This window comes from Acinetobacter sp. 251-1 (assembly GCF_030329305.1).
GTDB classification, from domain to species: Bacteria; Pseudomonadota; Gammaproteobacteria; order Pseudomonadales; family Moraxellaceae; genus Acinetobacter; species Acinetobacter piscicola_A.
In genome coordinates this window covers 240,188-256,190 of the sequence record NZ_JACANS010000001.1, presented here as the reverse complement: position 1 = coordinate 256,190, position 16,003 = coordinate 240,188, and the positions used below count along the sequence as shown (strand labels likewise).

Genomic DNA, 16,003 nt, shown 5'->3' with positions numbered 1-16,003 from the left:
TTTCTACATGGGAGAGGCGTAATGCCACATCAACATACTGGCACTGACAAAGCGCAAATTTTGACAGAAGCGTTACCGTATATTCAACGCTTTTCAGGTAAAACGCTAGTCGTGAAATATGGTGGCAATGCGATGACTGATCCTGCTTTGGAAAGCTCATTTGCACGTGACATCGTGTTGTTAAAAACAGTAGGGATTAATCCAATCGTGGTACATGGTGGCGGTCCTCAAGTTGATTCATTTTTAAAACAACTCGGTCGTGAATCTGACCGTATCGATGGGATGCGTGTAACCGATCCTGCAACGATGGAAGTTGTAGAAATGGTCCTTGGTGGTAGTGTGAACAAATCTATCGTAAATTTGATCAATAAACATGGTGGTCGTGCTATTGGTCTCACGGGTAAAGATGGTAATTTATTACGTGCTAAAAAACTATTGATGGAAAAAATCCAAGAGGATGGTTCAGTACAACACATTGATTTAGGGTTAGTCGGTGAAGTGACTGGCGTTAAAACCGATGTTTTAGAAATGTTTACCCAAAGTGATTTTATTCCTGTCATTGCACCTTTAGGTGTCGATGAAGAGGGTAAAACCTATAACATTAATGCCGACTTGGTTGCAGGTAAAGTGGCTGAAGCTTTAGGTGCTGAAAAGCTTATTTTACTGACCAACATCACTGGTGTTTTGGATGAAAATAAAAATCTGTTAACAGGTTTGTCTACCCAAGAAGTTGATCATCTGATCGATACAGGTGTGATTTATGGTGGCATGATTCCAAAAGTTGGTTGTGCTTTAGATGCTGTGAAAGGTGGCGTGGTGAGCGCACATATTGTGGATGGACGTGTGCCACATGCAACGCTATTGGAAATTTTTACTGATCATGGGGTCGGTACTTTGATCACCAACCGAACAAAGCCAAGCGGTGCTTAATCCTTTAAAATCGTCAACTGAAGAAGCCAGTGTTTAAACTGGCTTTTTTATGATGAAAATTTAGCTTCTATTGAAGACACATGTATTTGTTTTTGAATGGTCATCAATTAGTCATTCATTTGTCATTTAGATTCTCTAGTGTGATGAAAAGCACAAGGAGTTCTAAATTATGTTTGCAAGATTAAATCAATACAGACAAAACATTAGCTTCCCATTAACTCGTGCTAAAAAAGCACAATTACATTATAAATTTGAATGGGCAGAAGACATTAAACAACTCAAAGAGATTCAAAAGTTTCGCGCAGAACAATTTTCACAACAATTTGGTATCCAATTTGAACATGGTTTAGACCAAGATTTATATGACTTAGATTGTCATCATGCTGTTTTGCGTGATAAATGGAGCAATGAAATTGTTGCTTATACTCGTTTAAAATTGGTACAAGGCGATGATTTAGCAAATAGTTATAGTGCTCAAGAATTTGATATTTCTCAGTTTTCACATTTAAGCAATATTGTTGAAATTGGACGCACCTGTGTACATCCGCGCTATCGTAATGGTAAGGCATTGTCGATTTTATGGTTAAATTTAGTGCCGATGGTGCTTTGGAAAATGAAAGCTAAACATTTAATGGGGTGTGTTTCGATTCGCTTAGAAGACAATAAAGCACGTGCCTATTACACCCATCAATTCATTAAAAAACTAGATCAAAACCAAACCATCAATGTTCCTGCACGACTGAGTTATGAACCGACCCATCCTGAGTTTAGTTTTCCGCAAGATGAACGTATTCCAAAATTATTCGATGTGTATTTAAAAATGAAAGCCCGTTTGTCACAACAGGCTTATCATGATGAACAATTTAATTGTTTAGATTATTTTGTCTTTTTAGATGTCAATGAAATTGCCAAGCATTTTGTGCTCAATAAAATGGTCAATCGTTCATAATATAAGAAAAGCACATTTCGTTTGTAAACATTCAGATTTGCAAGCGAAGTGTGACTCATGCACAATATTCACATAATGATCATGTTCAAATAAAAGATTATGTGCCAATTACTCGGAATGAACTGTGCAACACCAACAGATATTACGTTTTCCTTTCGTGGGTTTTCTCAACGAGCAGGAATAACATCTGATCATTCAGATGGTTTTGGCATTGCCTTTTTTGAAGACAAAGCCTGTCGTTTATTTGTGGATAATCAATCTGCAGTTGAATCTCCGATTGCAGAGTTGGTTCGTAATTATCCGATCAAGTCACGTAACGTGATTGCACATATCCGTAAAGCAACACAAGGCAAAATCACTTTAGAAAACTCACATCCTTTTGTCCGTGAGTTGTGGGGGAGGCAGTGGATTTTTGCTCATAATGGTGATTTACATCATTTTAATCCAAGACTTTCGGGGCGTTTTACACCTGTGGGCAATACGGACAGTGAATTATCCTTTTGTTATTTATTGGATAATTTGGTAGAAAAATTTGGTTATCATGAACCCTCTTTAAATGAGATTTTTGCAGTACTTCTTGAAATTTCACCAAAAATTGCCGAACACGGCACGTTTAATTTTTGTTTGTCGAATGGGCAGGCTCTTTTTAGCTATGCGACTACAAAACTGCATTGGATTGTGCGTGAATATCCGTTCCAACCCGCAAGTCTGATTGATCTTGATGTTGAAGTTGATTTTAGTAAAGTCACGACACCTGAGGATCGGGTTGCAGTGATTACCACTGAACCTTTAACCAATAATGAAGTGTGGCATGCATATCAAGCGGGTGAAATGATTTTATTTCAAAATGGACAACCGATTAAACAAGCACTGACTGTCGTTGAACGTTTGCAGCGTGAAGCGAAAGATCCAAGTTTAAAACGTGTTACGAAAGCGGATCAATATTAATTAAATAATACTATCATAGGGGGTGTATTATTTTTTCTTCAATATATTCTGATATTGTTTCTGCTTAAATAAATATTATCACTGATATTTATTTAACTTTTTCTTGATTTATTAGCTTATTTTAAGAAATCATATTTTATATATAATATTAAAATCAAACTATAGATTGGTTAAAAAATACTTTATTGTTTTACTTGGCATTATATTAAATATTAATACAAAACAGTAATTTATGTTTTTTTGTATAAAAAATAGTGAATCCCGACTAATCTGATTGATTTTTATTTGTTTTTTAAAGGTTTATGATGTGGCTGAATGATTGTGAAAATATTTTAACTTGTGTGGGGCAATGCGATGAAGATGAAATGGCTTCCTGAATATAATACAGGGATAGAGGTTATCGATGATCAACATAAACGCATTTTAGATTATATTAATGATTTGCAAAATGTTGATATTGTCTCTGATCGTGCACAAGTTAAAGAAGTTTTAGATAATATTATTGATTATACGCAATCACATTTTACATTTGAAGAAAGTTTGCAAGAAGAAGCAAATTATAAATATCGTGTACCCCATAAACGCGTACATGATTTATTTATTAAGCGTATCGAGGGTTATCGCCAAGATTTTCAAGACGGTAAATCGATTGAAAATGAGTTAAGTGAAGTCTTAGCAAAATGGTTGATTAACCATATTCAACACGATGATGCAGATTATGTTGGGGCAGTAAAACATAATATGATGGGAATTATTCGTGAAAATGAAAAGAAAAAAGGCAAAAACTGGTTTCAACGCTTTTTCTCTTAACTCTATTAACTGAGATAATAAAAACTGAAATAAAATGAATAAGATTCTTATTAGCGCAGCAAACCAGAGGTTTTGGTTTGCTTTTTTTATGCCTAAACTTTGATTTTCACTGAGGACAAAGGCAAAATAGCAGCACTTTATTACGAAACACCTCATGCAGGATTATTCTATGTCACGATGGTTATCGCCGCTCATGGCATTTTGTCTTTCATTTATGATTATTGTTGGCTTAGCGCCAAGTCTCGATATTCAGTTTGATCGACAAATTGATTTTTGGTTATTGTGGTTAGCAACTATGCTGCTTTTAGCATTGCCAATCACCTATTTAGAAATTGCACTTGCAAAACGTTCGAAACAAAGTCCGCTTGCCGCTTTGGCTGCTTTGACACGTGATGCTGATGCTTCACAAAAATGGCGCATTGTGGGGTGGCTTTCCGTCGTATTTATTCCATTTCTTGCAGGCGCAATTGTATCTAATATCACTGTGAATGCTTTGCAAAGTGTACAGTTAAGTTTACAGGCCAATGTATTCTTTGTGATCTGTGCGGTGGTGGCATTTGCATTGTCATTTTTATCTCGTCAGATTTTAGTCGTGTTGACGACATTGGCTGTGATTGCTTCTTTGATTGTAGCAAATGTATTTGGTACAGCCTTACAGCCTTGGCATGTCACCGCTATTGAATTTAAGGAGTGGGGTAATGCAGCGATTTTGGCATTGGTTGCGAGTGGCTTAGGACTAGGTTTGTATTGGCAGACGAACACCTTGCATGCAAAAGAAAGTGCTGCAACGGGTGTTGTACTGCCAATTTGGTTGGCACAGTTAATTGCTGTGATTGCTTTTGGTTTCTTTGCTGTATCCGCACAAATCCCTGCATATACGGTATGTTTTGCCGCAATAGCAAGTGCAGCCTTGTTATTACAATTGGCAAAAGAGCAGTTAAGCCAACGTCAAATTGCACCTGTTTTACAGTTTGTGATTGTGTTGGTGGCATTGTTGGTATGGGCAATTCCAAATATAGCTGTGATTTTCAATCCAATCTTGATGTTATGGGGGTTAGTGATTTGTTTAATCTATGCAATTTTTGTGGGTTGGATCATGAAGATCAGTCATTTGCGTAAAGCAATGAATTTCAGCAATGAGGCATTTTATAATATTTGGCGTATCGCGGTGCGTATTGTGTCACCTTTAGCGATTGTGCTTGCAATCATTGCTTTAGTGGGACAATTGTTCTAATGACAACGCTGGATCGAACATCTAAAGTTTGGGTGGCATATGCTACTCAAACGCAGCAGTTTCATATCGCTGTTGCTTTTCAAGAGGGTATGACGGCTTTGGATGCAATTGTACAAAGTGGCATCCAAGCGCAGATTGAGTTACCTGAGAAATATCAGTTGGGTATTTTTGGGCTAAAGATCGCGGATGAACACCAGTTGCTCCAAGCAGGGGATCGGGTGGAAATTTATCGTGCATTGACCATCAATCCGAAAGATATTCGCCGTAATCGCGCCAAGGCAAATCCTGTTGGACGCTATTGTCGTGGCAATCGTTATCGCCAATTATTATCCAAATAGTGCTTTATTTTGTTGATCGCTTAAAACTATCTACTTGATAATAAAAAACCCCTAGCTAAGGGGTTTCTTTTTATTCTAAATTGACTATAGTGGAGGCGCATTCAAAATTGCTTCTTTGGAAGCAGGCAAACCAGGTTGAGATTCTGGGATCGTCTCTAATCCTTCAATATTAGACACAATTCCTGACTCATTAAAATATATTTTTAAGTGTTGCCCATGTGCTGCTGGAATTTTTGCTTTTTTCGCGTAAGTTCCAGGGATGTAGTTGTAAATGTAGTCCCAACGTAGTGGATTTAATGGATCTGTTACAGTTGGACTGCCTAGCAAAAAGCGGACTTGTTGATAACTCATACCGACTTGAACTTTTGAGGCTTGGGCTTGGGTGAGTGGTGTTCCTTGTGGAATGTCTACCTTATAGACACCGAATACTGAACATCCACCAAGTAAAGAAGCGACGAATAACGTCAGCATGATTTTTTGCATTTTGCTACACTATCCCAAATTAATTATGATGCAATTGATCTATGGATAGATCATACTGCATCTCAAGACTGTTGCATATTCCAACTTAAAATTTGTTGAGAGACCCTTTTATATGCCTATTTCAAATCAGGATTTACGCAAAGCTGGACTTAAAGTTACCCTACCACGAATCAAGATTTTGGAATTATTAGAAAATTCAAGACAACATCACTTGAGCGCGGAAGACATTTATAAAACATTACTTGAACAAGGTGAAGATGTGGGTCTTGCGACCGTATATCGTGTGTTAACACAATTTGAGGCAGCTGGAATTATTCAGCGCCATCATTTTGAAAATAATCACTCTGTTTTTGAAATCATGCAAGAGGATCACCACGATCACCTTGTGTGCCAAAACTGTAATAAAGTAATTGAATTTACAAATGATATTATTGAACATGAGCAGCATAAAGTTGCTGAGCAATACGGTTTTAATCTTACAGGACATTCATTAAACCTCTATGGTTATTGTGATGAACAAGAATGCCAAGAAGCATTTCGTAAGAAATAAAATCACATAAATACAACAAATTAAAAAAGGGAGCTAGTGGTTTAGCTCCCTTTTTACACGCTTTTAAAAAATGATTATTGACCGTCAAAGGTTAGTTTGTTGTTGGCATTCAATAACTGTGCACCACCTTCTTCATCAAGCTTAATCTGTAGACGTAAGTCATTTGGTGAGTCTGCATGTTTTAGCGCATCTTTATAGGTAATTTGACCTGCTTTATAAAGATCAAATAAAGCTTGGTCAAAGGTTTGCATACCCAATTCACGTGAGCGTTTCATTAAGTCTTTGATTTCATGTACATCACCTTTACGGATCAAATCTGAAATCAATGGCGAGTTAATGAGAATCTCAATTGCCGCACGGCGTGAATTGCCATCTGGGGTTGGGATGAGTTGCTGCGCAATCATGGCTTTGAGGTTTAAGGACAAGTCCATAAACAATTGACTATGACGGTCTGATTCAAAGAAGTGAATAATACGATCGATGGCTTGGTTGGCGTTATTGGCATGCAGGGTTGCAAAGACCAAGTGACCTGTTTCAGCAAAGGCAATCGCATAATCCATGGTTTCACGAGAACGAATCTCACCAATCAAAATGACGTCAGGTGCTTGACGTAAAGTATTTTTCAGTGCGACTTCAAAAGAGTCTGTATCAATACCTACTTCGCGTTGGGTGATAATACAGCCTGCATGTTCATGTACGAACTCGATTGGGTCTTCGATGGTAATAATATGACCTTTAGAGTTTTGATTTCGGTAACCGATCAATGATGCCAAAGAGGTCGATTTACCTGTACCTGTTGCTCCTACAAAAATGATAATGCCACGCTTGGTCATGGCGAGATCTTTTAAGATTGGTGGTAGCTTTAAATCTTCCATGGTTGGAATCGTGGTTTCGATTCGACGTAAAATCATCCCTGGTTGATCACGTTGCTGAAATGCACTGACACGAAAACGTGCAGTTTTATCTTTGTTGACAATGGCAAAGTTGCACTCACGCGTTTCGGCAAATTCTTTACGTTGTTTATCACTCATGATTGAGTGAATAATTTGCCCGACCAATTCTCCAGTCAATTTAGTTTTGACCACAGGAACAATTTGACCGTTAATCTTCATTGATGGTTCAACATCGGCAGTAATAAACAAGTCCGATGCCTTTTGCTCAATCATCATATTAAGCAAATCATTAAAATCCATTCTAATTCCCCAAATTTACTTTTTCTTATAAGAATGATTCTGGCTGTTTTGCCGCAGTACGTGCCACTTGTGCGCTGATCGTGCCTTTAGAGACCAATGTTTTTAAACTTTGGTCGAGTGTGGTCATACCGTAGTTGGCACCTGTTTGAATCGCAGAATACATTTGTGCGACTTTATTTTCACGGATCAAGTTACGAATCGCAGGTACACCGATCATAATTTCATGTGCAGCCACACGCCCACCGCCATTTTTCTTCAGTAGGGTTTGTGAAATCACGGCTTGTAAAGATTCAGATAACATGGCACGGACCATGTCTTTTTCTTCAGCAGGGAATACGTCAATCACACGGTCAATGGTTTTTGCCGCAGAAGTGGTATGGAGCGTACCAAAGACCAAGTGACCTGTTTCAGCAGCAGTTAAGGCTAAACGAATGGTCTCAAGGTCACGCATCTCACCGACCAAGATAATGTCAGGGTCTTCACGCAGTGCTGAGCGTAGTGCTTCATTAAAGCCGTGTGTATCACGATGGACTTCACGTTGATTGATCAAGCATTTTTTAGACTGGTGTACAAACTCGATCGGGTCTTCTACCGTTAAAATATGATCATAGCGGTTGTCATTGATATAATCGAGCATCGCAGCGAGGGTAGTTGATTTACCTGAACCCGTAGGACCTGTGACCAACACGATTCCTCTTGGATAATCACAAATGTCTTTAAAGATTTGCCCAAGACCTAAGTCTTCCATAGTCAAAACTTTAGATGGAATGGTACGAAATACCGCACCTGCACCGCGATTTTGGTTAAATGCGTTGACACGAAAACGTGCCACCCCTGGGACTTCAAAGGAAAAGTCAGTTTCGAGTTGTTCTTCATAATCACGGCGTTGTTTATCATTCATAATGTCATAAACAAGACGGTGTACATCTTTATGCTCAAATGCAGGTAAGTTAATACGGCGCACTTCACCATCGACACGAATCATGGGTGGCATACCTGCTGATAAGTGTAAATCTGATGCACCATTTTTAACGGAAAATGCTAGTAGTTCTGTAATGTCCATAATGTCCCCAAAGTAAAACCTATTTACTTAATTATTTTGTAGAATGATAAGGCTTTCGTTCAGCATAACCAACATTTGATGAACAAGAAAGCTGAAATTTTTTTAAATGAGACCACTGCCCATGAATGATTTAACACAAGCCTATAAGATTGTCCTTGAACAGATTGAACATGCTTGTCACATTGCTCAACGTGATGTGGATGAGGTGCAATTATTGGCGGTGTCGAAAACACATCCAAGTGAAATGTTAAAAACAATGTATGAGATGGGGCAGCGTGCATTTGGTGAAAATTATTTACAAGAAGCGTTAGATAAAATTGAACAATTACAAGACTTAGATATTGAGTGGCATTTTATTGGTCATGTACAACGCAATAAAACCAAACATCTGGCAGAGAAATTTGCATGGGTGCATGGCGTTGACCGTTTAATGATCGCGGAACGTTTGTCGAGTCAAAGAACAGTGGCGCAAGCACCACTCAATATTTGTCTTCAAGTTAATATCGATAATCAAGACAGTAAAGATGGTTGCCAACCGAGTGAAGTTGAAGAATTGGTACAGCACATCAGTCAACTTCCGCACTTAAAACTACGGGGCTTAATGGTGATTCCTGCACCGAATAATACACAGGCATTTGTTGATGCAAAACAATTGTTTGAGCAAGTCAAATTACAACATGCGCATCCTGAAGATTGGGACACTTTAAGTATGGGAATGTCAGGGGATATGCAAGCTGCTATTGCAGCAGGTTCAACGATGGTACGCGTGGGAACGGCTTTGTTTGGTGCACGAGATTATTCAAAACTGTGATAGAAACGTGATAAAAGTATATGAAAATACTGAACTATAGGGTTCAGTATTTTGCTGAAAATTGGACATTTCTTGCTAAATTGAGTACAAAAATATAGCGATTTAATTGTATAAATTGCTGTAAAAATATTTTAAAGATCAAGCTGCAGGGAAGAAGATGTCGAGTTATTATCAGTTATTAAAACGTTCAGTCGATGAACAAGGCGTGGTCACTGCACATTACCAATCTACGCTTCATGCACAAGGTGCATGGAATGAACATGAACAGCATATGGCACCTGCGACAGGAATTATCTGTGCTGAACTAGAACAATTCTCTCCACGAGATGATGTGCGTATTGGACGAATCAGTTTAGATATTTTTGGACTCATTGCAGGGGGTGAATTTAGCATCACCACTAAAGTCATTCGAGGTGGAAAAACCATTGAATTGGTTGAATCTGAAATGGTAGCTCAAGGCAAAGTCTGTATCGTGGCAAGAACATGGCGCATGATGACCAATAACAGCCAAGATGTTGCAGGTTTAGAAGATCAAAAAATTGGAACGCCAGACAACTTACCCATTTGGCATGACATCCGTCAGTGGCCGGGAGGCTATATCAAATCTATTGAGGCGCGTACAGAACAGCGCCGTCAAGGTGCAGGCATCGTGTGGTTAAGTAATGAATTAGATATGGTGGAAGGTCAAGAAACCACAGCATTTGTCAAATTGATGGGTATGGTTGACACCGCAAATGGGATTGTTGCACGACAAAGCCCTCCATTTACATGGGGCTTTCCAAATCTAGACTTACAAATTCATTTATATCGTTTACCCCAAGGTAGATGGTTAGGTTTAGAAACAGTGCAACAGTATGGTGAGGATGGAATTGGCTTAACCAGTTCCGTATTGCACGACATACATGGACCATTTGGACGTAGTGAGCAAATTTTGACATTACGACCATTATAAAAACGTCGTTGAAAGATTTTTAAATCTTAGCCAATAGGATAAAAATTATCCTACAAATGACTACAGATTACTGGTTTCACATCTGTTTATATGAAGTTAAATCATTTTTTACATAAAATAATTGAATAACAGGATGACAGATGATGAAGCCATATTATTTATTGTCTTTGCTTTGGGTTGGATTACTTGCGGCATGTACATCACAACCTGTTCAGCAGCAGCCAAACAGCCATGCAGAATACTCAGCCAAAGCCATTCAAACCGAGAGTAGCAGCAATCTTATTGATGCGAGTCAACAGCTAGGCACAAAATGGGGTGATGATGTCAGTTCTTATGTGCAACACGTCAACTTAAAAAGAGGGGCGAATCAGCCCGTAGATGAAACGCAAGTTCGCTATGCAGATCAACAATTTTCAGGACGTCGTATTAACAGTATTTCATTGGCATCTGGAAAAATTAGTTTTTCGATATTGGATGATCATGGAAGAACATTAGCATTATATAGAGAAGGACAGCGTTATTTTTTATCAGGTCAAAATGGGCAAAGTTACCAATTGCATTATAACAATAGCAGTGCACAAACATTTGAAATTGTTGCAAGTGTAGATGGTTTAGATGTACTGGATGGTCGTCAGGCATCTCGACAAAAAAGTGGCTATGTATTAAGACCTTATAGTTCAATATCGATTGAGGGATTTAGGAAAAGTAATCGTGCTGTGGCATCATTTACTTTTAGTGCACCACAACAATCTTATGCAGCAAATAGTACCTATGGTTCAATTCAAAATACTGGGATCATTGGTACAGTGGTTTATGAATTAAAAGTACCAAAAGCTGAACGATCAGACCAAAATGATGGTTATGCACCTGCACCAAATGCATTCCCTGCGGACTAGTTTTTATAATGTTATAATGTTACATAAATACAAAAAATAAGCATTAGAGAAAATGAAATATTCAGGTTATGCTCAGCTTGATAATAATCCGAGTGCCTTAAAAATGACTATTCAATTGAAAATAATCAATTTCGAATAGATGCCCAGTCATCTTTGAAAAAAGGTCATCATAATGAAAATTATAAATTATTTTTTATGTTTACTGATGTGTGTATTTCTTGCTGCATGTGCGAAGAAAACAGAAGAAAATAGCACACAGCCCTCAACACGTAGTGAAACAACCAGTGCAGAAGCTGCTGCGACTGATGCCAATAATGATGTTGCAAGTGATGAAAAACTCGGAACCAAATGGGGCGATGAAATTGACTCCTCCGTGACCGAAGTCGATTTAAAACGTAAGTCAGATTCTCCGATTGCAGAAACCTTAGTCCGTTATGCCGATAAACAATACCAAGGCAAACCGATTCAAGGAATCTCAATTGCAGGGGGTAAAATTAGCCTGACGATTATTGATGATCGTGGGGAGAATATTCCTTTGTATCGCGTAGGTAGCAATTACTTTTTGGCAGGACGTGAAGGACAAAGCTATCAACTCCATTATGAAAATAATACCAGTAAAACATTTGAGATCGTGACGAGTGTGGATGGTGTGGATGTGATTGATGGTAGTACAGCATCAATCAGTAATTCAGGTTATGTCTTACATGCCCATGATACTTTAACCATTGAAGGCTTCCGTAAAAGTGCTGATGCAGTGGCTTCATTTACATTTGGAAAACCTGAAGAATCGTATGCAGCAAACTCGGACAATGGTTCAATTCAAAATACAGGGATCATTGGTACAGTGGTCTATGAGTTAAAAGCACCAGAGGAAGAGCAGAAACAGACCAATAAATATGCACCGCCACCGAATGCATTCCCAGCAGATCGTGATTGAAAAGACACGAGAGTTAAGGTGTTTTTTTTAAGTAGAAAATACCTTTAATAAAACATAATGTTATGAAGAAATAATCACGTTGGTTTTGGGATTATTTTTTTAAATACGACAATTGTATTTGCGCATGGTCATGAAGATTCATTGAAAAATCTTATTGTAACACAAGCAACAGCAGAAGAATTTCTTAGCAATTATGACGTGACTTTAGATGCATTAGAAAAAAATTGAAGGTTGGAATGTCAAACCTGATGAAAGTTAGGCATATATAAATCATATGATTCAAAAATGGCAACCAACAGGTTGCTATTTTTTAACTGACCACTTCAATGGTACTTGCGCCTGCACCTAAAGGCTTGACCTGAATCTGCACTGGAATCCGTTCATGCATGTCCTGTATATGTGAAATCAGCACAACTTTACGCCCCTGATTTTGCAGTTGATCGAGTGCATTCATGACCATATGTAGAGATGAAGCATCGAGTGTCCCAAAACCTTCATCAATAAACAGCGATTCTATTTTCATTGAACCTGATGCCATATTGGCAATTGCAAGTGATAGTGCAAGCGCTGTCAAGAATGACTCACCTCCTGACAGTGAAGCCACAGAACGGGTTTCTCCATCCATATCATGGTCAATAATGGCTAGACTTAGTGAGTTGTCCAAACGTTTTAAGGTATAACGCTGCGAGAGCATCGCCAATTGTTGGTTGGCGTGTTCAAGTAAAATATCCAAATTATATTGCTGTGCATAATCACGGAATTTTTTACCTGTGGCATCGCCCATTAAGCCTGAAATTTTGCCCCAGCGGTGTTCCTCTTGTTGTACTTCTTGGATTTGATCCGCAAATTGTTTTTGCTTCGCTACATTCTGTTGATGCAATTCAAGTTTGAGTTTGAGTTGGTCTCGAACGTCCAATTGTGATTTTAAACTTTCAGCATTTTCTGCAATCAATTGCTGTAGTTGTATCAGCTCATTTTCAGGCTGATGTTTGGCATGTTCAGTCAATTGTTCTTGCATGGTTTTAAATGCGGAATTGGCTTCATTTAACAAACGTTCAGCATTTTGAACTTGCTGACGGATTTGCTGTTCTTGAACAGGGCTGATCTGTAAGAGTTCGGTCAAATCTGTCGTTTGAAAATCAGAATGATGATTCGACCAATTTTGAATCTCAATATTCACTGCATGAGCATTGTTCTGATTCTGCTGTAATTGTGCATTGAGTTGATCAAGTTGACTTTTCTCTTGCTCAAATTGAACGCGCAACTGTTCAAAGCTTTGTTTGAGTTGTTGATACTGATTTTGTATTTGCAGGCGTTTTTGATCATGCTGAATGAGCCACTCATTCGGTTTTACATCACTTAAACCTGTCATGTGCAAAATCAGTTGTTTCGCCGTTTCTGTATTTTGCAAGCCTTTGGCTTTGATTTCATCCAATGCTTGTTTCGTATCCGTTACTTGCTTCGAAATATGTTCAATATTCAAAGTCAACGCATGCAATTGTTGGTTAAATTGATCAAAATCTTTGAGCAGTTTTGCAGCTTGTTCTAAATTTCTTAAGCGTTGATTGAGTTGATTAAAAATCTGTTGTGCTGTCGCCGTACTGTGTTGTTGCCATGTATGTTTTTCAGCATCGGATAATGCGCTGACAATATGCTGAACCTGATGTTGTAATTGAGTTGCTTTATCCAATAAATTTTCAGCGTGTTGGATATTTTGATTGAGCTGTTGCTGAGTTTTAATACTTTGAATCCATTGATTCGATTGCATTTCAATCTGCTGAATATCAGCCTGATATTGTTCAAAAAGTTGTTTGATTTCAGCCGAAATTTCAACTTGAGATTGAGTTAAATTCAATTTGATTTTAATAGCATCAACTTGTGCAAGTAGCGTATTTTGAGCAACAGCAACTTTATTAGCATTACTTTGAATAGATGAATCGAGTTGTTCTCGTTCCGTTTTAAATTTGGTGAATACTTGCTGAGAATTTTGCCAAATTTTAAATACTTCTTGTTCTTTGATAATGGCTTGCTGTTCTTGTTGCTGTTGCAGTTCGAATAAGGCTTTAGATACAGCAGCATCATCCACTTTATAAGGGTGTGAGGTACTACCACAAACTAAGCAAGGTTCACCATCTTGCAACTCAGCACGTAAATGTTCAATATTTTCAGCATGTAATAGACGTTGCTGTTGCAAAATCTCCTGTAATTTTTGACGTTCGGTTTTTGCAGCTTGAAAGTCTTGCTCAGCTTGTAATGCTTCTTTTTCAGATTGCTCAAGTTGCGTTGATGCAGTTTGCAATTGATCATTCAAGCATTGCGATTCAGTTTTTAATTCAAAAAAATGCGTTAATTTTTGCTGAATTAAATCCAGTTGATTACGTTGCTGAATTTTTTGCTCACGTTGCTGACGAGCTTGCTCAATTTGAAGCTCTAATTGCTCAATCGTTCCGTTTTGTTCAATGGTTTGCTTATGCTGAGTTTTTTGAACAGATAATTGCTGTTCAGCTTGTGTTAAATTTCCGAACTGATTTTCAATATTCTGATATTGCTGAATAAATTGATTGAGTTGTTGTAGATGCGCATTTAACCCCTGATCTAAACTCGAAAATTTTTGTGTTTCAGCAAGGTTTTTATTCACTAAACTTTGCTGTTCAGTAATCTGCTGAATCTGTCGTTCAAGGTTTTTTTTCTGTTCAAATAAAGGTTGCTGATTACTTTCTAATTCATTCAGTTTCGTTTGAGTTTTCTTAAATTCAACTCCGATTCGATCACGCTCAGTATTACAATGACGGACTTGATTGATGGATTCAAAATGAACACTTTCAAAATTTTGTAATTCATTTAATGCAGTTTCAGCCTGAACAAACGCAGTTTTTTGTATATCAAACTGATTTTTTAACTCATTAAATAAATGCTGTTGCTTTTGAATTTTTGGTGCAAGTTGTTGTTCAGCTTTGAGTAATTGTTGCTGTTGAAATACGGTTGAGCGAATTTCAGAAAAGATTTCTAAACGATGCAAACGCTCACGTTCAGGTGCTAAATCTTGTTGTGCTTTGAGTTGTGTATCAACAAACTGTTGCTTAACCAAAATTTCACTTTCAAGTTGTTGCTTGCGTTCAAACCATTGTTGTTGTGCAGTGAGTCGCGTTTTTTCAGACTCAAATTTTTTATATTCTGCCTCAACCTGTTGATATTGATTTGATAATTCAGCCACTTCATCATCAGATAAAATTTCAATATGACCCAGTAAATTTTTAAGTTCTTTGCGTTTGACTGCAACAGCTTTGGTGCGCTCAAAAGCCAATTGACCAATTTTGCCAAAGATTGAAGAATTAGTTAAATATTCAAGTAATTCACCACGTTCATTATCACGGGCTTTTAAAAATGCGGTGACTTCTGATTGTGCGAGTAAGACGGCACGGGTGAATTGTTCAAAGCTCAATTGTGTGATTTTGAAAATGCTTGTATCCACGGCTTTGGCTTTGTCTGCAACGACCACACCATCGGTTATACATTTTAGATAACGTTGTACGCTTTGCAGTTTTCCATCTGCTTTTTCACGTGAACGTTTCAGTTCCCAACGGGCAAGATAATGTTTTTGATCCTGAGCGACAAAGGTCAGTTCAGCAAAACCATGCGCCGTGCCACGTCGTAATACGGTTAGAGGAGAATTGGTTAAAAGTTCTGTGCCATCAACATCTTGCAACTTACCATCACTGTCTTTTAAACGTGGAATTTTATTAAACAGCGCAAGGCACATGGCATCTAAAATGGTCGATTTTCCTGCACCAGTTTTCCCGACGATTGCTACTAAGCCTGCGGAAGCTAAAGGTTCGGATTCAAAATCAATAAAATGCTCACCTGCAAGAGATGCCAAATTTTTTATACGAATAGATAAAATTTTCATGG

15 protein-coding genes are annotated in these 16,003 nt (G+C 38.0%); 11 read left to right on the top strand and 4 right to left on the bottom strand.

Annotated elements, in window-relative coordinates; all coding sequences use genetic code 11:
* The first annotated feature begins 21 nt into the window (after nucleotides 1–21).
* The 6 genes from argB (at nucleotide 22) to HX129_RS01240 (ending at nucleotide 5,209) form a co-directional block, all read left to right on the top strand.
* The gene (argB, locus tag HX129_RS01265; protein ID WP_130074030.1) at nucleotides 22–930 is read left to right on the top strand and encodes an acetylglutamate kinase; all 909 of its coding nucleotides are present in this window, start codon (nucleotides 22–24) and stop codon (nucleotides 928–930) included.
* Nucleotides 931–1,099: 169 nt separating this feature from the next.
* A complete protein-coding gene (locus tag HX129_RS01260) occupies nucleotides 1,100–1,879 on the top strand; it encodes a GNAT family N-acetyltransferase (protein ID WP_286433196.1) in 780 nt (259 codons plus the stop codon).
* Between the two features lie 99 nt (nucleotides 1,880–1,978).
* Complete coding sequence (locus HX129_RS01255) at nucleotides 1,979–2,827, top strand: class II glutamine amidotransferase (RefSeq protein WP_286433195.1); 849 nt, start codon at nucleotides 1,979–1,981, stop codon at nucleotides 2,825–2,827.
* Nucleotides 2,828–3,181: 354 nt separating this feature from the next.
* Nucleotides 3,182–3,637: a bacteriohemerythrin gene (locus HX129_RS01250; RefSeq protein ID WP_130074027.1), complete on the top strand. Its 456-nt coding sequence runs from the start codon at nucleotides 3,182–3,184 to the stop codon at nucleotides 3,635–3,637.
* Nucleotides 3,638–3,791: 154 nt separating this feature from the next.
* A complete protein-coding gene (locus tag HX129_RS01245; protein ID WP_174493241.1) occupies nucleotides 3,792–4,871 on the top strand; it encodes a hypothetical protein in 1,080 nt (359 codons plus the stop codon).
* Nucleotides 4,871–5,209, top strand: a complete 339-nt coding sequence (locus HX129_RS01240) for an RnfH family protein (protein WP_130074025.1) — start codon at nucleotides 4,871–4,873, stop codon at nucleotides 5,207–5,209. The genes HX129_RS01245 and HX129_RS01240 overlap by 1 nt, the downstream gene beginning before the upstream one ends.
* 84 nt (nucleotides 5,210–5,293) lie before the next feature.
* On the opposite strand, the gene HX129_RS01235 is transcribed toward HX129_RS01240, so the two are convergent.
* The gene (locus HX129_RS01235; protein ID WP_130074024.1) at nucleotides 5,294–5,692 is read right to left on the bottom strand and encodes an outer membrane protein assembly factor BamE; all 399 of its coding nucleotides are present in this window, start codon (nucleotides 5,690–5,692) and stop codon (nucleotides 5,294–5,296) included.
* A 112-nt stretch (nucleotides 5,693–5,804) separates the two neighbouring features.
* Here HX129_RS01235 and fur point away from each other — a divergent pair, with 112 nt between their 5' ends.
* Nucleotides 5,805–6,242, top strand: a complete 438-nt coding sequence (gene fur, locus HX129_RS01230) for a ferric iron uptake transcriptional regulator (protein ID WP_130074023.1) — start codon at nucleotides 5,805–5,807, stop codon at nucleotides 6,240–6,242.
* A 74-nt stretch (nucleotides 6,243–6,316) separates the two neighbouring features.
* Here fur and HX129_RS01225 read toward each other — a convergent pair whose 3' ends face one another.
* Nucleotides 6,317–7,435, bottom strand: a complete 1,119-nt coding sequence (locus HX129_RS01225) for a PilT/PilU family type 4a pilus ATPase (RefSeq protein WP_130074022.1) — start codon at nucleotides 7,433–7,435, stop codon at nucleotides 6,317–6,319.
* 25 nt (nucleotides 7,436–7,460) lie between these two features.
* Nucleotides 7,461–8,498: a type IV pilus twitching motility protein PilT gene (locus tag HX129_RS01220; protein WP_130074021.1), complete on the bottom strand. Its 1,038-nt coding sequence runs from the start codon at nucleotides 8,496–8,498 to the stop codon at nucleotides 7,461–7,463.
* Between the two features lie 121 nt (nucleotides 8,499–8,619).
* Here HX129_RS01220 and HX129_RS01215 point away from each other — a divergent pair, with 121 nt between their 5' ends.
* From HX129_RS01215 to HX129_RS01200, 4 genes are all read left to right on the top strand, one after another.
* Complete coding sequence (locus HX129_RS01215) at nucleotides 8,620–9,309, top strand: YggS family pyridoxal phosphate-dependent enzyme (protein ID WP_286433194.1); 690 nt, start codon at nucleotides 8,620–8,622, stop codon at nucleotides 9,307–9,309.
* 157 nt (nucleotides 9,310–9,466) lie between these two features.
* Nucleotides 9,467–10,261 carry a thioesterase family protein gene (locus HX129_RS01210; RefSeq protein WP_180046108.1) on the top strand — a complete coding sequence of 265 codons (795 nt, stop codon included), beginning with the start codon at nucleotides 9,467–9,469 and terminating at the stop codon, nucleotides 10,259–10,261.
* A gap of 140 nt (nucleotides 10,262–10,401) precedes the next feature.
* Nucleotides 10,402–11,157 (top strand): hypothetical protein, encoded by a 756-nt coding sequence (locus HX129_RS01205; protein WP_286433193.1) that lies wholly within the window; start codon nucleotides 10,402–10,404, stop codon nucleotides 11,155–11,157.
* A gap of 172 nt (nucleotides 11,158–11,329) precedes the next feature.
* On the top strand, nucleotides 11,330–12,094 hold the full coding sequence (locus tag HX129_RS01200) for a hypothetical protein (RefSeq protein WP_286433192.1): 765 nt from the start codon (nucleotides 11,330–11,332) through the stop codon (nucleotides 12,092–12,094).
* 310 nt (nucleotides 12,095–12,404) lie between these two features.
* Here HX129_RS01200 and HX129_RS01195 read toward each other — a convergent pair whose 3' ends face one another.
* Nucleotides 12,405–16,001, bottom strand: a complete 3,597-nt coding sequence (locus HX129_RS01195; RefSeq protein ID WP_286433191.1) for an AAA family ATPase — start codon at nucleotides 15,999–16,001, stop codon at nucleotides 12,405–12,407.
* Nucleotides 16,002–16,003: the final 2 nt, after the last annotated feature.